18 protein-coding genes and 1 pseudogene are annotated in these 23,240 nt (G+C 62.1%); 8 read left to right on the top strand and 11 right to left on the bottom strand.

Annotated features, from left to right (window positions below):
• Nucleotides 1-525, bottom strand: a 525-nt coding sequence (locus AC1ECK_RS28580) for a citrate/2-methylcitrate synthase (RefSeq protein WP_480325199.1), incomplete at its 3' end; no start/stop codon positions are given.
• 30 nt (nt 526-555) lie between these two features.
• Nucleotides 556-1,449, bottom strand: coding sequence for a methylisocitrate lyase (prpB, locus tag AC1ECK_RS28575; RefSeq protein ID WP_480325197.1), 894 nt, complete (start codon nt 1,447-1,449; stop codon nt 556-558).
• 205 nt (nt 1,450-1,654) lie between these two features.
• Between prpB and prpR the strand changes: the two genes are divergently transcribed.
• Nucleotides 1,655-3,595, top strand: coding sequence for a propionate catabolism operon regulatory protein PrpR (prpR, locus tag AC1ECK_RS28570; protein WP_480325195.1), 1,941 nt, complete (start codon nt 1,655-1,657; stop codon nt 3,593-3,595).
• Nucleotides 3,596-3,798: 203 nt separating this feature from the next.
• A complete protein-coding gene (locus AC1ECK_RS28565) occupies nt 3,799-4,200 on the top strand; it encodes a DUF3597 domain-containing protein (protein WP_480325193.1) in 402 nt (133 codons plus the stop codon).
• 101 nt (nt 4,201-4,301) lie between these two features.
• On the opposite strand, the gene AC1ECK_RS28560 is transcribed toward AC1ECK_RS28565, so the two are convergent.
• Complete coding sequence (locus AC1ECK_RS28560) at nt 4,302-4,700, bottom strand: hypothetical protein (protein ID WP_480325191.1); 399 nt, start codon at nt 4,698-4,700, stop codon at nt 4,302-4,304.
• Nucleotides 4,701-4,986: 286 nt separating this feature from the next.
• On the opposite strand from AC1ECK_RS28560, the gene AC1ECK_RS28555 reads away from it, so the two are divergent.
• From AC1ECK_RS28555 to AC1ECK_RS28545, 3 genes are read left to right on the top strand one after another with little or no spacing between them, the layout of a single operon-like run.
• A complete protein-coding gene (locus AC1ECK_RS28555; protein ID WP_480325189.1) occupies nt 4,987-5,442 on the top strand; it encodes a (2Fe-2S)-binding protein in 456 nt (151 codons plus the stop codon).
• A gap of 1 nt (nt 5,443) precedes the next feature.
• Nucleotides 5,444-7,720, top strand: coding sequence for a xanthine dehydrogenase family protein molybdopterin-binding subunit (locus AC1ECK_RS28550; RefSeq protein WP_480325187.1), 2,277 nt, complete (start codon nt 5,444-5,446; stop codon nt 7,718-7,720).
• A 13-nt stretch (nt 7,721-7,733) separates the two neighbouring features.
• On the top strand, nt 7,734-9,026 hold the full coding sequence (locus tag AC1ECK_RS28545) for a c-type cytochrome (protein WP_480325185.1): 1,293 nt from the start codon (nt 7,734-7,736) through the stop codon (nt 9,024-9,026).
• A 117-nt stretch (nt 9,027-9,143) separates the two neighbouring features.
• Here AC1ECK_RS28545 and AC1ECK_RS28540 read toward each other — a convergent pair whose 3' ends face one another.
• From AC1ECK_RS28540 to AC1ECK_RS28505, 8 genes are all read right to left on the bottom strand, one after another.
• Entirely contained in the window at nt 9,144-9,800 is a 657-nt protein-coding gene (locus AC1ECK_RS28540; RefSeq protein ID WP_480325183.1) for an amino acid ABC transporter permease, read from the bottom strand.
• A gap of 2 nt (nt 9,801-9,802) precedes the next feature.
• Complete coding sequence (locus AC1ECK_RS28535) at nt 9,803-10,546, bottom strand: amino acid ABC transporter permease (RefSeq protein ID WP_480325181.1); 744 nt, start codon at nt 10,544-10,546, stop codon at nt 9,803-9,805.
• A gap of 63 nt (nt 10,547-10,609) precedes the next feature.
• A complete protein-coding gene (locus AC1ECK_RS28530; RefSeq protein WP_480325179.1) occupies nt 10,610-11,473 on the bottom strand; it encodes a transporter substrate-binding domain-containing protein in 864 nt (287 codons plus the stop codon).
• A gap of 97 nt (nt 11,474-11,570) precedes the next feature.
• On the bottom strand, nt 11,571-12,650 hold the full coding sequence (locus tag AC1ECK_RS28525; RefSeq protein WP_480325177.1) for an ABC transporter ATP-binding protein: 1,080 nt from the start codon (nt 12,648-12,650) through the stop codon (nt 11,571-11,573).
• A gap of 45 nt (nt 12,651-12,695) precedes the next feature.
• Nucleotides 12,696-13,559, bottom strand: coding sequence for an ABC transporter permease (locus tag AC1ECK_RS28520; protein ID WP_480325175.1), 864 nt, complete (start codon nt 13,557-13,559; stop codon nt 12,696-12,698).
• On the bottom strand, nt 13,556-14,539 hold the full coding sequence (locus AC1ECK_RS28515) for an ABC transporter permease (RefSeq protein ID WP_480325173.1): 984 nt from the start codon (nt 14,537-14,539) through the stop codon (nt 13,556-13,558). The genes AC1ECK_RS28520 and AC1ECK_RS28515 overlap by 4 nt, the downstream gene beginning before the upstream one ends.
• The gene (locus AC1ECK_RS28510) at nt 14,536-15,630 is read right to left on the bottom strand and encodes an ABC transporter substrate-binding protein (RefSeq protein ID WP_480325171.1); all 1,095 of its coding nucleotides are present in this window, start codon (nt 15,628-15,630) and stop codon (nt 14,536-14,538) included. Before AC1ECK_RS28510 ends, AC1ECK_RS28515 begins: the two co-directional genes overlap by 4 nt.
• 430 nt (nt 15,631-16,060) lie before the next feature.
• Entirely contained in the window at nt 16,061-18,838 is a 2,778-nt protein-coding gene (locus AC1ECK_RS28505) for a winged helix-turn-helix domain-containing protein (protein ID WP_480325169.1), read from the bottom strand.
• A gap of 358 nt (nt 18,839-19,196) precedes the next feature.
• On the opposite strand from AC1ECK_RS28505, the gene AC1ECK_RS28500 reads away from it, so the two are divergent.
• From AC1ECK_RS28500 to AC1ECK_RS28490, 3 genes and pseudogenes are all read left to right on the top strand, one after another.
• Nucleotides 19,197-19,400, top strand: coding sequence for an ABC transporter substrate-binding protein (locus AC1ECK_RS28500; protein WP_480325167.1), 204 nt, complete (start codon nt 19,197-19,199; stop codon nt 19,398-19,400).
• 277 nt (nt 19,401-19,677) lie between these two features.
• Nucleotides 19,678-19,940 (top strand): annotated as a pseudogene (locus AC1ECK_RS28495) (methyl-accepting chemotaxis protein); the annotation flags it as partial.
• Between the two features lie 1,436 nt (nt 19,941-21,376).
• Nucleotides 21,377-23,182 carry an OmpA family protein gene (locus AC1ECK_RS28490; RefSeq protein WP_480325165.1) on the top strand — a complete coding sequence of 602 codons (1,806 nt, stop codon included), beginning with the start codon at nt 21,377-21,379 and terminating at the stop codon, nt 23,180-23,182.
• The last annotated feature ends 58 nt before the right edge of the window (nt 23,183-23,240 follow it).

Genomic DNA, 23,240 nt, shown 5'->3' with positions numbered 1-23,240 from the left:
GTGCAGGAAATGGCCGCCGATCGAATCGTCGTCGGTTTCGACCTCGATGCGTTTGCCGTTGTGCGAGTAGTGGTACCAGTAGAGCAGCATCGAGCCAAGCGAGGCCATCAGCCGGTCGGCGATGTCGCGTGCGCCGGGCAGGTTGTGGTCGTCCTTCTCGGGCAGCACGGTGCCGAGCACCGAGACGCCGGTGCGCATCACGTCCATCGGATGGGCGGCGGCCGGAATCCATTCGAGCGCGGCCTTGACGTTGGCGGGCAGGCCGCGCAGCGCCTTCAGCTTCGTCTTGTACGCGCTGAGTTCGGCCTGGGTGGGCAGCTTTTCGTGCACCAGCAGGTAGGCGATTTCCTCAAATTCGCAGGTGCTGGCGATGTCGAGAATGTCGTAGCCGCGGTAATGCAGGTCGTTGCCGGTCTTGCCGACCGTGCACAGGGCGGTGTTGCCCGCCGTCACGCCCGAGAGCGCCACGGACTTCTTCGGCTTGAATGCGCCTGCTGCCGGCGTGCTGTTATCTGCTTCGCTCATGGTGTCGTCCTCTTGCTCCTGAATGCGGGATTATTTGTGCGCGGCGAACAGGGCGTCGAGTTTTTCCTCGTACGCGTGATAGCCGAGATACTTGTACAGATCGGCGCGCGTCTGCATGGTTTCCACGGCGGCCTTCTGCGTGCCGTCGCGCTTGACCGTCTCGTAGAAATTGAGCGCCGCCGCGTTCATCGCGCGATACGCGCCGCAGCAGTACAGCGCGATATCGACATTCGCTTCGCGCAGCTCGGTGGTGGTGAAGAATGGCGTCGAGCCGAATTCGGTCAGGTTCGCGAGGATCGGCACCTTGACGGCGGCCTTGAAGCGGCGGTACTCGTCGAGCGTCTGCATCGCTTCCGGGAAAATCATGTCCGCGCCGGCTTCGACATAGGCCACCGCACGGTCGATCGCGGCATCGATGCCTTCGGCGGCGGCCGCGTCGGTGCGCGCCATGATGACGAACTGGTCGTCGGTGCGGGCATCGACGGCCGCCTTCACACGGTCGACCATTTCCTCTTTCGCGACCACTTCCTTACCCGGACGGTGTCCGCAGCGCTTTTGTCCAACCTGGTCTTCGAGGTGGACCGCGGCGACGCCGGCCTTGATGAACGAACGCACGGTGCGCGCGATGTTGAAGGCGCCGCCCCAGCCGGTGTCGATATCGACCAGCAGCGGCAGGCCGGTGGCGTCGGTGATGCGGCGCGCGTCGATCAGCACGTCGTCCATGGTGCTGATGCCGAGGTCGGGGATGCCGAGCGAATTGGCGGCGACTCCGCCGCCCGACAGATAAACCGCCTTGAAGCCGACGGCCTCGGCCATTTTCGCCGCGTACGCGGTGATGGCGCCGACGACCTGCAGCGGTTGTCCTTCTGCGACTGCCGTGCGGAATTTCGCGCCGGCGCTGGTGGGTTGTCTGGTTGAGCTCACGTATGTCTCCCGGTGATATTGGGACACTGTAGTGCAAGGAGCAGGCCAGCGTGGACCCGGGAGGTTAAGTCGTTGATTAACCTTGCGTTTGCGGGATCGGGTTCATGCGCTTTGATTTCATAAGTGGAATTCCATATTTCATAACTGAAACCATGGGTTCATAATGGCCGTTCTTCCGTCTTGAGCGCCGCCCCGGCGGCCAGCCATGAACCGACCTTCCGAACCCGGCTCCCGGCCCCGCGTCTGGGCCATCGGCATCAGCAAGCTGCGCGACCTGTTTCGCGATATCGCCGACGAATACGACAGCCGCGCCGAATTGCGGCTGGTGTCGCGCGGCTATGAAGACGCCGTCAACGAAATCGCCGCGGCGGGCAAGGACCGTCCCGACGTGGTGGTCGCGGCCGGCTCGAACGGCACCTATCTGAAGGCGCGCGTGGACATGCCCGTGGTGTTGATCGCGCCAACCGGTTTCGACGTCATGCATGCGCTGGCGCGGGCGCGCCGCGATGCGTCGTCGGTGGCGCTCGTCACCTATGGCGAAACGCCTGCCGAAGTGCGCCGCTTCGTGGCGGCCTATGGGATCGACGTGGTGTTCGCGGCGTATCAGTCGGCGCAGGACGCGGAGGCCTGCGTGCTCGACTTGCGCGATCGCGGCGTGGGGACCATCGTGGGCCCGGGTCTCGTGACCGACCTCGCCACGCGCGCCGGCATGGAGTCAGTGTTTCTTTACTCGCGCGCTTCGGTGCGTGCCGCGTTCGATACCGCGCTTGAAGTCGCCCAGGCGACCTGGGGCGAAGCGGTGCGGCGGCATCGTCTCGACAACGTATTGCAGCACTTGCGCGACGGTGTGGTCGCGCTCGACGCCCAGGGCCGCGTCGAAGCCATCAATCAGCGTCTGGCGCTGGTGCTCGGCATCGAACCCGCTGCGGCGGTGGGCCGTGCGCTGCTCGAACTCGCGCCCGATCTGGCGGGCGCCGCCCCGGATGCCGAAGGTGAATCGCTGGAAACCCTGCGCGGCATCAGCTACGTCGTGCATCGCGGGCCGTTGGTCGACAACGGCGTGACGACGGGCACGGTGCTGACGTTTCAGGAGTCGCGCGCCGTGGAGCGGCTCGACCGGACGCTGCGCTCGCGGCAGCGCGCACAGCAGTTCGTGGCGCGTTACCGGCTCGACGATCTGGTCGGCACCTGTGCCGCGATCGAACGGGTCCGGCAACTGGTGCAGCGCTATGCGAAGTCGGACGCCACCGTGCTGATTCGCGGCGAGAGCGGGACCGGCAAGGAGATGGTCGCGCAGAGCCTGCATCATCTGAGCGGGCGGCGCGACTTTCCGTTCGTCGCGCTCAATTGCGGCGCGTTCCCGGAGGCGCTGCTGGAGAGCGAGCTGTTCGGTTACGAAGAGGGCGCGTTTACGGGCGCGCGGCGCGGCGGCAAAGCAGGGCTGATCGAAGCGGCACACCGTGGCACGCTGTTTCTCGATGAGATCGGCGAAATGCCTTTGCCGCTGCAAAGCCGCCTGCTGCGCGTGCTGCAGGAACGCGAAGTGGTGCGGCTCGGCTCGACCGAGCCCACGCGAATCGATGTGCGGATCGTGGCGGCGACGCATCGTGCCTTGACGACGGCGGTGGAAGCCGGCGAGTTCCGCGCCGATCTCTACTATCGGCTCAACATTCTCAACATCGCGTTGCCGCCGTTGCGCGAGCGGCTGGCGGATCTTCTGCCGCTGGCGGCCGAGTTGCTATGCCAGGCGGCGCGCCGCGAGCCGCGCCTCGCGGCACGCATTCGTACTGCGGACGAGGCGTCGAGCGTGCTCGCGACGGTCGGCGAAGCGCTGAGCGCGCATGCATGGCCGGGTAACGTGCGGGAATTGCAGAACGTGATCGAGCGGATCGCCGTCGAACTGGCTTACTCGGATGACGCGGCGTTGACGAACGAGGTGTTGCAGTCGATCGCGCCGGAATTGTTCGCGCGGCAAGAAGGGGCAGCCAATGACGCGGCGTTGACCTTGCGCCAGCGCAGCCGCCGGGTGGAAGCGGACGAGATACGCGCCGCGCTGGAGGCGTTCAACGGCGACCGGGATCAGGTGTGCGAGGCGTTGGGGATCAGCAAGACGACGCTGTGGCGCAAGTTGAATGCGGCAGGGTGAGTGCGCGCAGCCAGGCTGGAAACTGCATGGGAAGCGGCTCCGGCCTCGGACAAAGAGGCGTCCGGTTGACGGGAGACTTGACCATTATTGACACAAATCTGCAACGACCCTGCCGCCATGCAAGCTTATGATGTCGAACGCATGCATGCCGCGACCGGCGGCATGCTGCTTCCGCAGTATCTGCCCAGTAAGGAGAGTTCGAAATGAGCATTTTCGGTGACATCGTCAACAAGTTGTTCGGCAAGGCAAAGCCCGATCAACCGCCGCCTGCCACAGAGCCGACACCCGACCCCGCAGCGGCTCAAGCTGCCGCTCCGGATGCCGCACCCGCGCCCGCGCCGCTGGCGGACGTCGATGTCGCGGCCGTGATGGACCAGTTCGTGAGCGAGAGTGGTCAGACGTTGAACTGGCGCACCTCGATCGTCGATACGTTGAAGGCGCTCGGCGTCGACAGCAGTCTCGAGCATCGCAAGCAGCTCGCGCAGGAACTCAAGTACAGCGGCGACATGAACGATTCCGCCAGCATGAACATCTGGTTGCACAAGCAGGTGATGCAGGCGTTGGCCGCGAACGGCGGCAAGTTGCCCGCAGACCTCGCAGGCTGATTGGAGCGGCCGTTGGTGCGGCAATGCGCATGCACGAACGGCCGTATTCGATTTGGGAAAGATCGGGAAAAATCGTTAGATGTGCTGGTGATTTTTGACCGCTACTTGCCCTCTATCGAGCGCAACACCTGTGTAACCAGCCCATGCTCGTGCAGGATCTGCGGGCTTGCCTGCAACAAGGGCAAGTAGCGCGGCAGGAAAGCATTATTGGGCAGTCCGGACGAAAACAGTCCCGTCACGGCCTCGGCGGCGGCGATCCGGTCCGCGGCGGTGGCCTTCTTGTCGTCGAGCGTTTCATCCACGTTCGCGATCACCGTCGAAAGCGGCGTGAGCCAGCGAAACCCCGAACCGTTAATCAGCACTTGCAGGAAGGCGGCCGGCGTCACCGGGCCGAATTCCTTCTCATAGGCTGCGCGCTCGTGGTCGAGAATCGACTTGTGCAGCGTCAGTAAAGGCCGGCGTACCTCGGACAGGAACTGGACGGCTTGCTGTTCGGTCATGGCGCGACTCCTTGGGGGACGGGGATAAGGCTATATGAGGCCATGCTAGCAAAATTCCACCTCGTGGCACCTCACCGACAAACTTTCTCAGGCGACGCTACAATTTCTTCGCCCCATGTCTTGCCGCTGGTTCGTCACGAGCCCAGCGCTCGTCCCCGACCCGAACCCGCGAACAGTGTTGCGATGCATTAGACCGGCTTGCCGAATAGATCCGGTGCAGCAGCATGCTTAGTTCGATGTCGTCGTACAAACCGTCCAAACAATAATCCGCAATCGGAGTCCCCCCATGACAACGCTCAACATCAACGGACAGACGCATACCGTCGACGCGCCGCCCGATATGCCCTTGCTGTGGGTCCTACGCGACCTCGTCGGCCTGAGCGGCACCAAGTTCGGCTGCGGCATCGCCCAGTGCGGCGCTTGCACCGTGCATCTGGACGGCGCCGCGGTGCGCTCGTGCGTATTGCCGGTGGCGGCCGTCGGCGACAAGAAGATCACCACCATCGAAGCGGTCGGCGCTACGCCTGCGGGCAAGAAGGTGCAGCAGGCCTGGCGGCAGATCGACGTGGTGCAGTGCGGTTACTGTCAGTCGGGGCAGGTGATGTCGGCCGCCGCGCTGCTGGCGCAGAACCCCAATCCCACCGATGCGGACATCGACGCCGCCATGGCCGGCAACATCTGCCGCTGCGGCACCTACAACCGCATTCGCGCGGCCATCAGGCAAGCGGCAAAGGAGGCCTGATATGTCGCGAGGATTGCTCGATGCGCAAAATGGTGCGAACGGTGCGAACGGTATCAACGATGCTGCGCCGGGCGCGAACGGCCCGCGTTTCTCGCGCCGCACGTTTCTGAAATTCAGCGCGACTGTAGGCGCGGCCGCGGGCGGCGGCCTGCTGCTCGGTTTCAGCGTGCCGGCGTTAAGCCAGGGGCAGGGCCAGGCGGGTAAATCGGTGATCGGCGGGGACGCCAGCGAACCGGCGCCGGCCGGCGTGTTTGCGCCGAATGCCTTCATCCAGATCGACAATGCGGGCAAGGTCACGCTGGTGATCCCGAAGGTCGAGATGGGCCAGGGCGTCTATACCTCGATCCCGATGCTGATCGCCGAAGAGCTGGAAGTGCCGCTCGAGAGCGTCACGCTCGATCACGCGCCGCCCGACGAAAAGCGCTTCATGGACCCGTTGCTCGGCGGCCAGTTGACCGGTGGTTCGACCTCGATTCGTTACGCATGGGAGCCGATGCGCAAGGCCGGCGCGACCGCGCGGGTGCTGCTCGTCAACGCGGCCGCGCAGCAATGGCAGGTCGATCCGGCCACCTGTCACGCGCAGGCCGGCCAGGTGATTCACGCTGCCAGCCAGCGCAGCATCGGTTACGGCCAACTGGCCGATGCGGCTGCGAAGCTGCCGGCGCCGCAGAACGTGCCGCTGAAAGACCCGAAGGACTTCAAGCTTATCGGCACGGCAGTCAAGCGCCTCGACTCGCCGGAGAAGGTGGACGGCACTGCGATGTTCGGTCTCGACGTGCGGGTGCCGGATATGGTCTATGCGGCGATTGCGACGTGCCCGGTATTCGGCGGCACGCTCGCCGGCGTCGACGACAGCAACGCGAAGAAGATCGCCGGCGTGCGCCAGGTCGTCAAGGTCGACAATGCGGTTGCCGTGATCGGCGACCACACGTGGGCGGCTAAACGCGGCCTTGCCGCGCTCGATATCAAGTGGAACGAAGGGGCGAGCGCGAATCTCTCGATGAAGCAGATCGTCGACGAGCTCGCCAGCGCGGCGGATCATGGCACCGGTGCCGTGGCGCGCAAGGACGGAGACGTCGCAAAGGGCTTCGCGGATGCCAAGACGCGCGTCGACGCGGTCTATCAGCAACCGTTCCTCGCTCACGCCACGATGGAGCCGGTCAACTGCACGGTGCACGTGCGCGCCGACGGCTGCGATATCTGGCTGGGCACGCAGGTGCCGACGCGGATTGTCGACGCGGCTGTGCAAATCACCGGTCTGCCGGCCGAAAAAATCACGGTGCACAACCATCTGCTCGGTGGCGGCTTCGGACGCCGCCTCGAAGTCGACATGGCCGCCCAGGCGCTGAAAATCGGCAAGCAGGTGGGCACGCCGGTCAAGGTGGTCTGGACGCGGGAGGAAGATATCCAGCACGACATGTACCGCCCGTACTACTACGACAAGATCTCGGCGGGACTCGACGCGAACGGCAAGCCGATTGCGTGGCAGCACCGGATCGTCGGCTCGTCGATCATCGCGCGCTTTGCGCCGCCGGCGTTCCAGCACGGGATCGATCCCGACGCGGTGGAAGTCTCGGCCGACCTGCCATACGACTTGCCGAACCAGTTTATCGATTACGTGCGTCAGGAACCGCGCACGGTGCCGACCGCGTTCTGGCGCGGCGTCGGACCGACCCGCGGCACCTTCGTGGTGGAGAGCTTCATCGACGAACTGGCGGCGCAGGCCAAGGTGGATCCGGTGAAATACCGGCGCGATCTGCTCGGCAAGTCGCCGCGTGCGCTGAACGTCCTCGATACGGCCACCCGCGCAGCCGGCTGGGGCGGCACCAGCCGGCCGCAAGGGCAAGGACGCGGCGTGTCGGTCATGCATGCGTTCGGCAGCTTCTTTTCGATGGTCGCGGACGTGAGCGTCGAGCAGGGCGAGGTGACGGTGACGCGCGTGGTGTGCGCGGTCGATTGCGGCATGGTCGTCAATCCGAACACCATCGAAGCGCAGGTGCAGGGCGGCATCATCTTCGGCATCACGGCGGCGCTGTATAGCGAGATTACGATCAAGGACGGCCGTGTCGAGCAGAACAATTTCACCGATTACCGCATGCTGCGCATCGACCAGACGCCCAGCATCGAAGTGCATATCGTGAAGAGCTCCGAGGCGCCCGGTGGGATCGGCGAGCCGGGCACGGCGGCTTTGGCGCCGGCTTTGGCGAACGCCATCTACGCCGCCACGGGCAAGCGGCTGCGGCGCTTGCCGGTCGGCAATCAACTGCAAAGCGCCTGAGCGAGGACCGATCATGATCAAGACACCGAAGGTGCTCGGCGCGCTGCGGCTTGTCACGCTGAGCCTGGCGCTGCCGTTGGCGATGCAGTCAAGCGCACACGCCGCGGATGATGCGCTGGTGCAGCGCGGCGCCTATCTGGCGAAGGTCGGCGATTGCGTGGCCTGCCATTCGGCGCCGCACGGCAAGCCGTTCGCGGGCGGTCTGCCGATGACGACGCCAATGGGCAAGATCTACACCACCAACATCACGCCCGATCCCGACACCGGTATCGGCCGTTATACGGAGGAGGATTTTGCCAAGGCATTGCGCGAAGGCGTGGCCAAAGACGGGCACAACCTGTATCCGGCGATGCCGTATCCGTCGTACGCGAAGGTCAACGACGACGACGTGAAGGCGCTCTACGCGTTCTTCATGAACGGCGTGGCGCCGGTGCAGCAGGCCAATCGCGAGTCCGATATTCCGTGGCCGCTCAACATGCGCTGGCCGTTGAAGCTGTGGAACGTGGTGTTCCTCGACAAGGGCGTCTATCAGGACAAGTCGGGCAAGGACGTCGCATGGAATCGCGGGGCGTACCTGATCCAGGGTCTCGGCCATTGCGGTTCGTGTCATACGCCGCGCGGCATTGCGTTCCAGGAGAAGGCGCTGGATGAAAGCGGCAGCGCCTATCTGACGGGTGCGGCGCTGGACGGCTGGTTCGCGGCCAACCTGACCGGCGAGCATAACGTCGGTCTCGGGCGCTGGTCGGAGGCGGATCTCGCGGCGTTCCTCAAGACCGGCGCGAATGCGCACGCATCCGCGTTCGGCTCGATGACCAGCGTGATCAACAACAGCACGCAGGCCATGAGCGATATCGATATCGCCGCGATGACCACCTACCTGAAGTCGCTGCCCGCCGCGGGCGGCACAGGTGCGCCGCCGTATTCCTATGATGCGCAGGCAACCAGGGTGTCGCTGACGCGTCCGGCGAACGACGCCGGCGCGCGGGTCTACACCGAGTACTGCATGCATTGTCACGGCGTGGATGGCCGGGGTTTCGCGCCGATGCTGGCGCCGTTGGCGGGCAATCCGAATGTCATGGAGCGCGATGCGTCGTCGCTTATCAACGTGACGTTGAACGGCACGGGCGAGCTGGTGATTCAGGGCATTCCCGCGCCGTATCCGATGCCGAAGTACGCGCCGGTGCTGAACGACAAGCAGATCGCCGACGTGCTGACGTTCGTTCGTGCAGGCTGGAATAATGGCGCGCCGGCGGTGAGTGCGGACGAGGTGGCGAAGCTGAGAAAGTCGACGCAGGCGGCCCGATAACGTAACGCAGCCTGGTAAAGCAGCGCGGCAGGGCGGCCTGCCGGGGGCTTGAAGTCAACGCGGGCAGGACAGGCGGCAACCGTAGCTTCATGCGGTTGCCGCTTTTACTTTACGACGTCACCGATGCTGCCCAACCTTCTGCCGCTTTTCCAGGGAACGCGCATACCAGGTGAGCGGAAAGCACATCGCGAAGTAAATCAGCGCGACCATGCCATAGATAGGAAACGGCCGGAACGCGGCGTTGGTAATCATCGTGCCGGTCTTGGTCAGCTCGGTGAAGCCGATAATCGAGGTCAGCGCGGTGCTTTTCACGACCTGCACCAGAAAGCCGACCGTCGGCGCCACCGCGATCTTCTTGGCCTGCGGCCAGACGATATAGCGCAACTGCTGGCCGAATGTCATGCCGAGACTCGCCCCGGCTGCCCACTGGCCGCGCGGCACGGCTTCGACGCAGCCGCGCCAGATATCGACCAGATACGCACTAGTGTATAGCGTGAGCGTGACGATGGCCGCCGTCCACGGCGACACATCCACACCTAGCAAAGGCAGGCCGAAAAACGCCAGAAACAGTTGCATCAGCAACGGCGTGCCCTGGAACAGTTCCACGTAGATCGACACCGCGCGCCGCAACCACGGCAGCGGCGAAACGCGCATCGCGAGCAGGGCAAATCCCACCAGGCCCCCGCAGACAAACGCGATCAGCGACAGCAGTACGGTCCAGCGCGCGGCGAGCAGCAGATTGCGGGCGATATCCCACAGTGTGAATTCGATCATGATCAGCGCTCCGTCGGGACCGTGCGCGGGCCACGCCACGCGAGCAACATGCGCCAACCGCGCGGCTCCTCGGGCCGATGCGGCATGCGCCCGGCAAACAGGCCACGGCCCAGCCAGTTGAGCACCTGGCGCAACACGATGGAGAGCAGCAGATAGGTCACGGTGATGATCACATAGCTTTCGAACGAGCGGAAATTGCGCGACTGGATGAAGTTCGCCGCGTAGGTCAGATCGGGAACCGATATCTGCGACACCACCGCGGAACCGAGCATCACGATCAGCACCTGGCTGAGCAGCGCCGGGAACACATTCGCCAGCGCCTGCGGCAGCACGACGAAGCGGAACACCTGGCGCCCGTGCAGGCCGAGCGCCTGCGCCGCCTGGAGCTGGCCGCGCGGAACCGATTCGATGCCGGAACGCACGATCTCGATGGCATAAGCGCCGAGATTGACGGTCATCGCGAGAATCGCGGCCTGCACCTCGTCGATATGAATCCCGAGGCTCGGCAGGCCGAAGAACACAAAGAACAACTGCACGATAAACGGCGTGTTGCGGATCAGCTCGACGTATGCGGCAAGCAGCGTGCGCGCCCAGCGCGGTCCGGCGACGGCGACGCTCGCCCCGCCGATGCCGACCAGGCCGCCCAGCACGGTAGACACCGCAGTGAGCCCCAGCGTGACCGCCACGCCGCGGGCCAGCATGCCGGCATAGACGCCGAAGCCGCTGAAATCGAACGCATAACTCATGACTTGCCGCTCATCGTGAATCAGTTTCCATCCGGGCCACGCCGTGGCGCCGGATCAACAAGGTTATAGATCGGCCGGTAGCGGCGCCCGCAGCCATTTCTCCGAAATCGCGTTCATCGTGCCGTCTTTGCGGGCGCGGGCAATCGTTTCGTCGACTTTCTGCTTCAGGCGCGGCTCGTTCTTGTTCAGGCCCACGTGATCGGGCGAGCTGAACAAGGCGAACTTCTGCTCGGGGTCGTTGGCCGGATGACGCGCGAGGATCGTCGCCCCCACGTCGTTGCCGACCACCATCAACTGTACCTGACCAGAAAGAAACGCCGAAATTGCGCCGTTAGGATCGTCGAATCTTTTGATGGTCGCGCTCGGCGGTGCGATCTTGGTGACGCTCAGGTCCTCCAGCGTGCCGCGGGCGACCGAAATCGTCTTGCCGGCGAGGTCGCCCGCGTTTTTGACCGCGAGGCTCTTCGGACCGAACACCGCGAGATAGTAGGGCGCATAGGGTTGCGAGAAATCGATGACCTTCTCGCGTTCCGGGGTCTGGCCGACCGACAGCAACATGTCGGCCTTGTGGTCAGCGAGGTAGGCCATGCGGTTGTCGCCGGTCACCTGGACCAGTTCGACCTTCGCGTTGAGCGCTTTGCCGATCAGGTTGGCGACGTCGATGTCATAGCCTTGCGGCTTCATGTCCGGGCCGATCGAGCCGAACGGCGGGTAGTCCTCGAACACGCCGATCCGCACGACGCCCGCCTGGGCGATGGAATCGAGCGCATCGGCGTGGGCTGCGGGCGCGGCGAATGCGCAGAGTCCGGCCATAACGGCGCAAGCGAGCGTGGCGGTGGCGCTCGCGAGAGCACGCCGGGTGTTCCCGGCCACCCGGTCAAGCCAGGTACGGTGGGAGCGCGGAGCAAGTGAGTCGGGAGTGTGCATGGTCGTTCCTCTGTCGAAAATCTGGATATTTATAAGAGCAATGCGGGATCAAAGCGGGCTCAAAGCAGGATCAATGCGACGTCGTTTCGGAATGAATTCAGTGGACGGCCCGGGCGGCGATCAGCTTGCAGGCGTGCGGCGGCAGTTCGGCCAGCACCGGCATGCCCAGCACGAGGCCGGGCGTCTCGCGCGGCGTCGTCGCGGCGGTAAGCGTGAAGCCGCTGCAGTCGATGGTCGCTTCGAGCGAGGCGCCGACGTCGCGGATGAAGGTGACCGTGCCGCTCAGACGGTTTTCGTGCTGGCCGGCCTCAGCCTGGCCAATCCTGACGCAGACGTCCTCAGGACGGATCAGCAGACGGATGTCCGCACCGGATGCCGGCATCCGCGCAGGCTGCGTGACGACGATCTGCCGGCCGCCCGGCAAGCTCGCGCGGCCTTGGCCGTCGTAGCTCACCGGCAGGATATTGCCGAGGCCGATAAAGTCCGCGACGAACTCGTTGACCGGATCGCGATAGATGTCGAGCGGCTTGCCGACCTGGGCAATGCGGCCTTTTTCCATCACGACGATTTCATCGGCCATGGTCATCGCTTCACGCTGGTCGTGAGTGACCATGATCGTCGTAATGCCGAGGCGCTGTTGCAGCAGGCGGATCTCCACCTGCATGGCCTCGCGCAGTTTGGCGTCGAGTGCGGAGAGCGGCTCGTCGAGCAACAGCAGTTTCGGCGACGACGCAATCGCCCGGGCGATCGCCACGCGCTGGCGCTGACCGCCGGAGAGCTGTGTCACCGGCCGGTTTGCCATGTGCGGTAACTGGATCAGTTCGAGCAGTTCCGCGATGCGCCGGCTTTGCGCAGTCTTGCCGATGTTGCGCAGGCGCAGCGGGTAGGCAATGTTCTGCGCCACGGTCATATGCGGAAACAGCGCGAGCGACTGGAACACCATGCCGAAGTCGCGCCGGTTCGCCGGCAGATGGGTGATGTCGCGGCCGGCGAAGTTCACGCTGCCGGAATTGGGCGTTTCCAACCCGGCGATCATCCGCAACAGGGTCGTCTTGCCGCAACCGGATGGGCCGAGGAAGCAGACCAGCTTGCCGTCCGGCACGCTCAGATCGACGTGGTCGACGGCGTATGCGGCGTTAAAGCGTTTGGTCACGGCCTGCAATGTCAGATGAGTCATGAGGGTTTCCTGCTGGACCGGAATGGCAAAGCAATCAAAGCGGCATCAGAGCGCGACGCCTTCGTCGCCAATCAGCTTCTCGAGCAGCCAGATCAACGCGAAATCGATTGCGACGATAAACACTGCGAAAGAAAACACGGTGGGGTCGAGTGACGATACGGTGCGGCTGTAGAGCCATACCGGCAGCGTCATCGTGTTGATGCCGTAGAGAAAAAACGTCACCGTGAACTCGTTGAAGGAGATGATGAACGCGAACAGCATGCCGGCGAGAATGCCCGGGCGCATCAGCGGCAACACCACGTCGATGAGGGCGCGGCGCGGGCTCGCGCCCATCACGCAGGCGGCTTCCTCGAACTCCGGCCCGATCGATGCAACCGAGGCGGCGCAGTTCTTCACCGTGAACGGCAGCGCCAGAATCACATGGGCGACGATCAGACGAAACACGCCCAGTTCGACAGGCAGCACGTTGAACACCAGCAGCAGCGAGAGCCCGAGCATCACCAGCGGATAGACGAGCGGCAACGCCACCAGTTGCTCGACGGCGGGCTTGCCGCGAAACCGGTAGCGGCTCAGCGCATAGGCGGCCGGCACCGAGACGAGCGTGGCGATCAGCATCGTGGCGACGGCGACGATCAGACTGGTGGCAAGCGCACCGCCCATCGAGAGCGTGTCGCTGGCATCGGGCGCGACGAAGCTGTGCCATGCTGCCCGGTACCACTGCAGGCTGTAGGCGGGCGGTGGGAATTCGAGCGTATCCGAGGCGCTGAACGACATCGTGATCATCGTCAGGATCGGCAGCGCGGCAAGGAACAGGACGATGGCCGCGAGGAGTGCCGCGGGCTGGCCCAGCCGGCCAGGCATCGCAGTCGGCAGGCGCAGTGTGCGCGGCCTCGGAGGGACGGTGCTCATGCCGACGGTTCCGTGAGATCGAGACGTTGCGTGCGTCGCACGAGGCGTTGCGAGAGCGCCATCACCGCCAGCGTGGCGACCATCAGCACCACGCCGGAGGCCGACGCGGCCGGCCAGTTCAACAATGGCGCGACCTGATCGTGCACCAGCACGGCGAGCATCGGCACGCGGCGCCCGCCAAGCAGCAAAGGCACGGCGAACGCGCTGGCGTTATAGGCGAACACCAGCAACGCGCCCGCGACGAGTCCGGGCATGGCCAGCGGCAGCATCACATGGCGCAGGGTCTGCCAGCGAGTCGCGCCGAGCGTCGCGGCGGCCTCTTCATAAGACCGCGACACGGCGCGCATGGCGCTCGAGAGCGGCAGCACGGCGAGCGGAAACGCGGTCTGGATCAAGCCGAGCAACACGCCGTGCTCGCGATACAGCCATAACACCGGCCGCTCGATCAAGCCGCTCGCGAGCAGCGCGTGATTCAGCAAACCGGCCGGCCCGAGGATCACCAGCCAGCCATAACCTTGCAGCAACAGATTGACCAGCAGCGGCAGCAGCACGCCGGCCAGCAGCAACCGGCGCGCCAGGCGTGACTCGGCGCGCGCCATCGCCAGCGCCACCGGGATCGCCAGCAGCACCGCGCAGACCATGCTTTGAAACGCCAGCTTCAAGGTGATCCAGAGGGATTTCATGAAATAGCTATCGGCCAGATCGACGTAATTCTGTAGCGTGAAGCCGTGCCACTCGTTGCCCTGGGTGCCGAAGCTCATCCGTAGCACCACCAGCGCGGCCGCCGCGAGCACCGCGAGAAACCCAAGGATCGGCGCGAGCAGCAGCCACGGCCGCGCTTTCGCCCATGTGGCGCCGGGCACGGCGGAAGCCGGCTCGTCGGGCGCGCCCTGGGCACCCGGCGCCCCCGAGGCGCGCTCGACCTTCGCACCGCCGGCCTCGCAAGCGCGCGGCGAGGAGAGCACGGGCGTCGTGGTCATGCCGAGAAAATCTCGGTATAGCGCTTGATCCACGCCGCTTGTACCGCGGCCAGCGCCTTGTCGTCGTGCAGGACGGCCTTCTCCGCGATCTGCTTCGGGCTCGGCACGAAGGCGCGGCTCTCGGCGGGAATCACGGCCTTCGAATTGACCGGGCCGTTCAGCACGTCGGCGGCCATCCTGCCTTGCACACCGGCATCGAGCGAATGATTGATGAAGGCGTGGATCAGATCGCTGTCGCCCGGATGCGATTTCGGGATCACGGTGAACATCAACTGCGTGGCGAAGCCTTCCTTCATGCCGTACGTAACGCCCATCTTGTACTCGGGCTTGCGAATCTGATCGGGGAAGAAGGCCGGCGAATAGATCCCGCCGATATCGAGTGAGCCGGTCCGGAACAGGTCGGCGACCTGATTCGGGTTCTCGCCGAGCGTCATGACGCGTTCCTTCAGTTCCGCGAGCTTCCTGAAGCCGGGGTCGATGTTCTGTTGCGAGCCGCCCGACATCTTCGCGGCGAGGATCGCGAGGTCGACTGCTTCGGCCCACTCGGGCGGAGGCAGAAACAGGCGGCCGGCGTATTTTGGATCCCAGAGCGCCTCGTAGGATGCAGGGGCGTTCTTGACCGTCGACGTGTTGTAGATCAGGCCATCGGACCACAACAGGTAGCCGACGCCGAAGCCGTCCGCACCGGTGCGGTATTGCGGCGCGACGTCCTTCAGGTTCGGCAGCTTGTCGAGGTCCGGCTTGACCAGCAGACCCGCGTCGCCGAGACCGGATGCTCCGACGCCAGCCAGGGTGATGACGTCGTAGGTCGGCCGGTCGCCCGCGGCCTTGACCTTGGCGACCATCCCCGAGGTGCCGTCGGCACGGTCGGCGATCACCTTCGCACCGGTCTTCGCCGCAAAGGTGGCGGCGATATTGCGCAGCGCGGCCGCGCCCGTATCGTCGGACCAGGTCAACAGGCGCAGCGTTTTGCCGGAGAAGTTCTGCTCCTGCGCTTTCAGATTCACGAACGGCATGGGCAGCGTCGAAGCCGCCAGCGCCGCACCGAGCGTCTTGATAGCCTGCCGTCTGCTGTGTTTGATGTCCTGCATGAGCGTCTCCCGGGTTAAACAGAGCAACATTCGCTTACGTCATGCGATGCGAAGGCGTTGCGGGTGGATGCACTCTAGGTTTGCCAAAATCCACCAACAAACGAAATCTCTGCATGGAAGCCATGACGTAAGCTCATGCGCAAGCCGCCTGGCGGCGTTGGGATTGCGGCAGGAGAAACGGCACCGGGTGCCGAGGCTGCCGGAAGCGCGGGTTAACGCCCAGGACGAGCGGGCTCTGCGCTCAATGAAGAGGTATGAGGAAAGATCAAATCTGGTGCGGCGGCGCGGCGCGCTTGCCCCGATCCGGTGCGGGCGCTTGTCCGGACCTCGCGGTGCACGCGCTTTCGTTCAACGATCAAGTGATGCCTATGCTCAACCGCGAGGCAGTTCGCCCCGCATGTTTGTCCGCGATCATGCCCTGATTACCTCATTACATGGCTACGCGGTCCTCTCCAACTCCGAGTCCAAGAGCGGTTTGTACAGCTTCGATTCTCGAGCTTACATTGAGTTTTTCGAAGATGTTCTTCATATGCCATTTGACGGTCTCAGGTGCCAGTTTCAACGCTCGGCCAACTTCCTTATTCGAAAGGCCACGGGCAACATAGGTGACGATCTCCAACTCTCTCGCACTCAGGGTATCCGACGACGTTACGACCTGGACAGACCGGGTAGATGTGGGTCGCGAATTATCAAGCTGATCGAAAACTGCCAGCAATCTGTTTGCGTACGCTCTCTCCGCAAAAGAGTCATCTCCTGAGACCTGGCTAAACCGTCGCAGCAACTCGCGCACCGGCTGTCCTTCATCTACGAAGCTATTGATCATGCCTGTCGTTCCGCCGATGCGCAGCGCACGACCGAGCGCGGTGAGCGCTTTTTCATAGGCTCCACATTGCTCGAACGCGCGCGAAAGCAGCAAGGAAACAAGAGCCTCGGAAGAGCGCCATCCCATAGCGGCCAGAGTATCCAGCAAACGCACGAGAATGATGACGGCCTTATCACCGAGATTCTCGGCAATCAGAACGCGGGCTTGCAAGAGGCAGTAGCTGGTCCAGGTTTCAACAGCGGACCCCATCCGCCCTTCGCACATCTTTGGAACGCTCAAGCTCAGTTCGTCGGCGATTTGCCTCGCCTGGGTAACCTGGCCGTCGTCAAGGAGCAGTCTTACCGTCTCAGCATCGCAGGCCAGCTTGAGGCGTAGCCACTGCCGGGCCGTCGCGACCTGTCGCCCGTCTTCCAGAACAGCCAGCGCCGAACCCATCTCGCCGTCGCGCCACAGCAGGCGGGCAGCGCAACACAGGTGTCGCGCCAGCCCTCCTTGAGGCGCGGTTTGCAATGCAAGGCTCATGCGGCCTGCGATCACCTTTCGTGCTTTAGGCAGTTCGTTATATTCATAGTAGACGGATGAAATTTGGCCGGCCAGCACGGCTGCGCAAGAGGATGACGCGCCCAAGGCATTTTCGGCTCCCCGGATCGCCGCCTCGAACACCTGCTTTGCGTCAACAAGCTCACCGTATATCAGTGCGGCGTGGCCGTACTGCGCTTCTCGAAGCAAATCTGAGCGATTCGGCTCCTGACTATAATGCGCCTCGACCTTGGCAACTTCCCGAATGTGAACGATCTGATCAAACTCCCCCCGATACGTCAAACCAAAGATTTGCGCGAAGTGGGCGTAATGCTTCACCCAAGGTGCAGAAGAGGCCATTGAAATCTCTGCCGCACGCCCGAGTTCAAGCGCACGTTCGCTGTCGTCATTGACTGCTGCAATCATCGCGCTGATCGCGTTAACCTCGGCGAATGCAGCCTCTTCGATGACGCTGTCATGATCGCGATACACTCGATCAAATTCCTCGGCAACCGCATTGATTTCTGCTGAGGCGCGGATTGTCTGAAGCGAGAGCCCGAGCGCCCACGCTTTCATGAGACGCAAACGTAGCCGTCCATTGACAACATCGGGCGGAAGTTTTTCGATCCACCCTAGCAACGTGTATGGCTCACCGCGTTCCAGCATCTCTATCGCGCAGTTCTCAGCCCACTGCGCTGCCTGCTCAACTTCGCCCGCTGCCAGTGCATGCCTGACTGCCTCGGGCCACAGACGTGCTTCTGCAAACCATTGGCAGGCGCGACGGTGCAGCAAAGGAACTTCCCGCGGCATCTGGCGGACAAGCCGGCGCCGCAGTGCGTCGGACAGCAGTGCGTGATAGCGGTACCACTCCTGTCGTTCATCAAGTGGCTGGATGAACACGTTATGCCGCTCGAGCCAGTCCAGGTTTTTCCCGCTTTCGGCACCATCGCTCATGATGGCATCGCACACGCCAGGGGTGAGCCGTTCAAGAATCGACGTGGACAGCAGAAACCTGAGCATGGGCGGCGGCAAATGCGCCAGCACTGTATCGTTCAGGTAGCGATCGATCCCGGAGCCGCTTCCGGCAAGGTTGCTGGCAACCCTGGCCGCATCGCCCGCCTGGGTCAGTGCAAGGGAAGCCAGCTGCAGGCCCGCCACCCACCCCTCAGTCGCCTCGTTCAACAACTCGACACTGGTACGGTTGAGCGGCATGGTGGCTGTCTGGTCAAAGAACGCCTGCGCTTCGTCAATCGAAAAACGGAGGTCGTCGACATCGATACGCATCAGCTTCTCTGGTGCCCGAAGCTGCCCCAGCGTCAGGGCAGGTTCACCGCGCGCGCCGAGCAGGATATGCATGTTTTCGGGGGCGTAGCGCAGCAGGCGGGACACAACCGCAAGAACGGGTTTCGCCGTCAGGCGATCGACATCGTCCAGCACGAGGAACACGCGCTGGCCGTGCGCAGCGATCCCGTTCAAGAGTACTGAAATGACGGTTTTGATGGGGGTCAGCGCATCATGATTCAGGAGTTGTTGAGCCTGCCAGCCAATGTCCTGCGCTGCCCGGGAGAATGCCGCCACCAGATACGCACCGAACTGCTGCGGATCATCGTCTTCTTCGTCAACGCTAAGCCAGGCAACCGGATGTTTTTGCTCCGACAGCGCTTCACTCCAGCCAGCCAGCAAGGTCGTCTTGCCGAAACCCGCCGGGGCGGTCACGACGGTTACGCCGTGCGCCGGCCGCGCTCGCAGCCTCTCAAACAACGCGGGCCGTTTTACGCAGCGCGACGGAAGGCGCGGCGGGATCATTTTGGTCTGGATCAGCGACACGCTCCATTGGCGATCGGTACTTTCCGAGGATTCATCCATGATTCACCCCAACGCGACGACCGCACATAGGTGACTCCAATTGTCTTCCTGGCACGTTTTTAAAGCATCCGCTGAATTTTTCTGTTTTTCAAATCTGAACAATGAGCACGTTATTTTGAAAAAACTGTATATGGAAAAACAATTCGCTATCCTTCCCCGAGTGCTGTTACCAGCACGCCAGCCGGCGAGAATGGTAATCGAATTACTCATTTTCCTGGTCGGAATGCCCCATCCGTCTCAGTCGCCTTTTTCACCAAGGATAGTTGTTAAGCTATCTAATTGTCGTCAATACGTCGAATGGGTATGGATTGTTGCCGCATGGGGCGATGGTCGCACGTAGGCGTTGCGCAACCAGGGCGTGCGGGTCAAGTTTGTCGCACCAAAGGAAGGGGCGGTCGCACGGGGTCTGAGCATGTGTCCGGTCAAACACGACGCGCCGAACGATCTCGCCCAGAAGTTCGTGCAGTTCTCCTTGTCGCCGGAAATCCAGGCGCTGTATGCAGGCCGAGTTGCGCGCCATCCAGCAGAAGGTGGGTACCACGACCATCATGGTCACGCATGACCAGCGACCGTGTCGCGTAGCTGAATCAGGGCGCGGTGATCCGTTTCGATACCCCGACCGGCATCTATGACGATCCGGGCAGTCGCTTCGCCGCAGATTTTATCGGTCGCGCCAATGTGTTGCATGGACGGGGATAAACGACGGCGTGGAGCAGGTGCTCAGAGTGGGACCCGCGAGTCTGCCGCTTGACGCGCCGCATGAATACGGCGAACAAACGTTCTCGCTACGTCCCTGGTCGCAAGCGGCGCCGGGCGCGTGGACGGGCTCGTCAAGGCGTGCGCGTTTCATGGACACTATGGGCGAGATAGCTGCGGCCTCGGACGAGCAAAGCAGGGGCATCGAACAGGTCGGCCAGGCTGTGCGCAGATGGATGAGGTGGCTTAACAGAACGCCGCGTTGGTTGAGCAGGCCGCCGCGGCCGCTCAATCGCTGGATGATCAGGCTGCGAAACTGAAAGCCGCGGTCGGTACGTTCAGGTTGCAAGACAGCCGCCGCGCGGATATGGCCCGACCACTGCCTCCTCTTGCCGGCCACCCGTGACATGGGCGGCATCGAGCGGCAGGCTCTATAACCCAGCGTTCGGGCTAGCAAGCTATACCCGCTAACCCGGTAACGAGTTCATCGACATCTCAGACATGCAACCTCCAAGCAGATATCGGTAGGTTTGGAGCCAGAAGGAGTTGTCCCTGGATTCGGCATGTGAGTGGGGCAATAGCTCTCGATTCTGAATCTGATCCGTTTGAATGGACATCAGATCTATCGATGGATTCTTCATGGAGTTTGTCATAGCTGCCGTATTGCCCAAAGTTGTCCTACCTGAACTACCTTTACTCATGATTTTCTGTTCTTGCTCGATCCGTGGAACGGGGTCGTGCACCTGGTGTATGGCGCAGTCCATGCCCGGTTTCGCAACATGCATCATCGGGCCACCTCTGATACCTAAAAAAAAGGCCTTTCCATTGGAAAGGCCTTCAATACTTCGTGAGAGACAAAACACGTGGGCTTACTCCGTGACCAGCGGATCGAGCAAATCACCCAGAGGTATAGTGAACACTCATAAAACCCACGTCTCAATGGTATGGTCAAACGAGACGATACGAAGTCAATTTTTGTCAACTTTCCCATGCATTTCTGAAGTTAGGATTGGGACGGGTTCGCTGACCAGGTGAGACGAAGCGTCTTCCGTTCATCTTCGAATGATTTGATTTTCGCTAGTAAATGATCAGAACGGCCTCTTTAAATTTTAGGTGTCGATCAATGCAGCAAAGCTTATCGGCAATCGATTTGCGTGCGAGCTTACTCGCAATAAATTGAATAAAGGTGAACTTGTTTCAACATTTGCAAAATTGCGTCAACTCGTAAAAAATGGAGAGAGGTTTCTTCACAACCGCGCGAAAGGCGTTTATCTTGCGCTCGTATCGGTCTCCTTTGCGTTGAGCGAATGTTAGGGCCCGGTGCGGAATCAAGCGCGAAGATCTACCAGTCGCTTCGTTAAAAGTTGGCGACGACATGGGGTAACTAACAGAGCTACGACAGAGCCAGCGATTCCGAAAAACTCTGACGGTCTGGCGATGTCGGGTGCGACTCCATCCTCAGAATCGCTCCCATTGATGGCCAAGAATAGGGATTTTTCCAAGGCGAATTGCCGCTCGTTGAAACTGAGGAAAACGAAGGAGATTCTAGCTACCGGGTCGTTGTGCGGGGTGCACATTGCGCGACTACACATCACACGCATGAGTCATATCTGCCAGCATCAAGCGAGACCACAGTTCATTGAGTCGATGCCACGTCGTCACAGGTTGGCGGGTAGCTAGTCCTCAAGATGCCTCGACAGTAACTTCGGAAAATTTTCACTTCCAATTCAGGGCTGCCCCAGCAGGTGGCATAGAGCACGCAATTGAACGACCTGACGTTTCGGATGGAAACGGTTCTGGCGAGTGACGCGTTCGGGCAATTGAAATGTCAAGAGGTCAAACATGAAGAGTATCGATCTTTCCCAAGAAGTTAACACAGCGTTTTCGGAGGCAACGTGCCAGTGTCTCTCAGAGAAAATCGGCCTGTCGCCCGAAATGCTCAAGAAGGTCGTTGCGCACGCCGGCCCTGTTTTGATTACGTCGCTGATGGCTAGCGCAGCGACGTCCGACGGAGTGATGATGCTTTTCTCTACCATCATGTCGTCCGAATCGAATGCCCGGATCAACGAGCAACTCGCGGGTGTTTGTGTCACGACAGCAAGTATCAAAGATTTCGAATTGATTGGGGAGTCACTCCTCATACGCTCCTCCGGCCGGCGCATTGCAATATCCAGCGACCAGATATCGAATCAAGCTGGCATACCACCACAGGCTGCACACGTGATGACGGCACTTGTAGGCGCCGTTTTATTCGGAATACTAAAGCGTCATATTTTACTTGAACAAGGGACATCGGCGGAACTGCCAGCGTTACTCGGCGACCAGTTGTCAGTTGTCTCAGGATTTGTGACCGATCAGGTAGCCGAATCGATCGGATTTGAAAACGCCGCCGACTTCACCGGATCGATTGCCGGGAAACTGGAGTTGGGATCGGTGAATCTGATACAGCCTGCGCTCGCAGAAGAGAATCTCATTCGACCATCGGTGCCCGTTCCCTCCTCGGATAAAATTGTTGCGTCAGCAACGGGAGCGCAATCTTGGCGAATGGGCGTTTGGCTGCTGTTCGCGGTGCTGTCAGCCGTTCTGCTTGGGGCTTTCGCATATAGCTATCTTCACGTGCAACCAACAGATACCGGACTGACGATATCGTCGAATGGATCGCGAGGCCGGATTGTTACACCTGGGATCGCATCCGTCCCCGCAGGGGTTACAGCGCAGCCGGCCACAGGTTCATCTGTTCCGCTGGCAGCTTCAGCGGCCGCAGCGACGACACCGGCAAGTGCAATGTCCGCTTCCGCACCGACCTCGGTTTTAGTTTCCCCGTCACCTTCGCACCCGGTCGCGAACACTCCCATCAAGAACGGGCAACTTGTTTTTAGTGTTAATCAGGCAGGCGTGCCAGCGTTGACCGGTTCCCTGAGCAGCGAGGCGGAGCGGCGAGTGATTACCGATGCGCTGACTCGAAAGTTCGACGCGGGGCATTTCGCGGCTGACTTGATTGTCGACCCGGACGTGCGACCGGCCGATTGGTTATCCCATCTTGATGAACTTTTACCGTTGATGGCCCTGCCACACGCGGAAGTCGAGATAGATGGCGCGCACATCGAGTTAAGCGGGGCGGCGGCGAATGTGGCCCTCGGCTGGCAACAGCGCCTGCAGAATGTGTTCGGCCCGTCTTGGGAGATCGACCAGTTCAACGCCGAAAGTGCCGTCGATCAAGCAACTCGGTCATTCCTGAGCGCGATGGCTCACATGCTTGATTCTGGTGAGTCGTGCGTCGGCGCAGACGTCACCAGGGTTCTGAACCTGCAGGTCGTGGACTTCGCGCAATCCAGCGGCCATATTCCTTCGTCCGCCAAGGAAAACCTTGCCGAGTCGGCGCAACTGCTCAAGGCGTGTTCCGACGGTGGACATCCGGTGACGCTGGATATCGAGGTGTTTTCCGACAATGTCGGCGATGAGCACGCAAACCTCGCACTCTCGCAAAAGCGCGCCGATTCGCTGCGTGAGTTTCTGATCGAGGCGGGCGTGAAACCGAATTTACTGACAGCAAGAGGTTTCGGTTCGATCAGGCCGGTCGCCAGCAACGCAACGGAGGGCGGACGCTTTGCAAATCGCCGTGTCGAATTCGTTCTGGCGCAGCTATAGGGTGGCGGTCAATAGTGATTTTGTTCGTCTACCGCTCGGTATTCGATTCGACGTGGCT

The sequence above is a fragment of the Paraburkholderia sp. SSBN10T genome, assembly GCF_056619545.1.
This window is presented reverse-complemented; position numbering and strand designations above follow the sequence as displayed.

Coding starts and splice junctions, on each gene's coding strand:
- prpR (WP_480325195.1), top strand. CDS start 1,655: ATGAACCGACCTTCCGAACCCGGCTCCCGGCCCCGCGTCTGGGCCATC.
- AC1ECK_RS28565 (WP_480325193.1), top strand. CDS start 3,799: ATGAGCATTTTCGGTGACATCGTCAACAAGTTGTTCGGCAAGGCAAAG.
- AC1ECK_RS28560 (WP_480325191.1), bottom strand. CDS start 4,700: ATGACCGAACAGCAAGCCGTCCAGTTCCTGTCCGAGGTACGCCGGCCT.
- AC1ECK_RS28555 (WP_480325189.1), top strand. CDS start 4,987: ATGACAACGCTCAACATCAACGGACAGACGCATACCGTCGACGCGCCG.
- AC1ECK_RS28550 (WP_480325187.1), top strand. CDS start 5,444: ATGTCGCGAGGATTGCTCGATGCGCAAAATGGTGCGAACGGTGCGAAC.
- AC1ECK_RS28545 (WP_480325185.1), top strand. CDS start 7,734: ATGATCAAGACACCGAAGGTGCTCGGCGCGCTGCGGCTTGTCACGCTG.
- AC1ECK_RS28540 (WP_480325183.1), bottom strand. CDS start 9,800: ATGATCGAATTCACACTGTGGGATATCGCCCGCAATCTGCTGCTCGCC.
- AC1ECK_RS28535 (WP_480325181.1), bottom strand. CDS start 10,546: ATGAGTTATGCGTTCGATTTCAGCGGCTTCGGCGTCTATGCCGGCATG.
- AC1ECK_RS28530 (WP_480325179.1), bottom strand. CDS start 11,473: ATGCACACTCCCGACTCACTTGCTCCGCGCTCCCACCGTACCTGGCTT.
- AC1ECK_RS28525 (WP_480325177.1), bottom strand. CDS start 12,650: ATGACTCATCTGACATTGCAGGCCGTGACCAAACGCTTTAACGCCGCA.
- AC1ECK_RS28520 (WP_480325175.1), bottom strand. CDS start 13,559: ATGAGCACCGTCCCTCCGAGGCCGCGCACACTGCGCCTGCCGACTGCG.
- AC1ECK_RS28515 (WP_480325173.1), bottom strand. CDS start 14,539: ATGACCACGACGCCCGTGCTCTCCTCGCCGCGCGCTTGCGAGGCCGGC.
- AC1ECK_RS28510 (WP_480325171.1), bottom strand. CDS start 15,630: ATGCAGGACATCAAACACAGCAGACGGCAGGCTATCAAGACGCTCGGT.
- AC1ECK_RS28505 (WP_480325169.1), bottom strand. CDS start 18,838: ATGGATGAATCCTCGGAAAGTACCGATCGCCAATGGAGCGTGTCGCTG.
- AC1ECK_RS28490 (WP_480325165.1), top strand. CDS start 21,377: ATGAAGAGTATCGATCTTTCCCAAGAAGTTAACACAGCGTTTTCGGAG.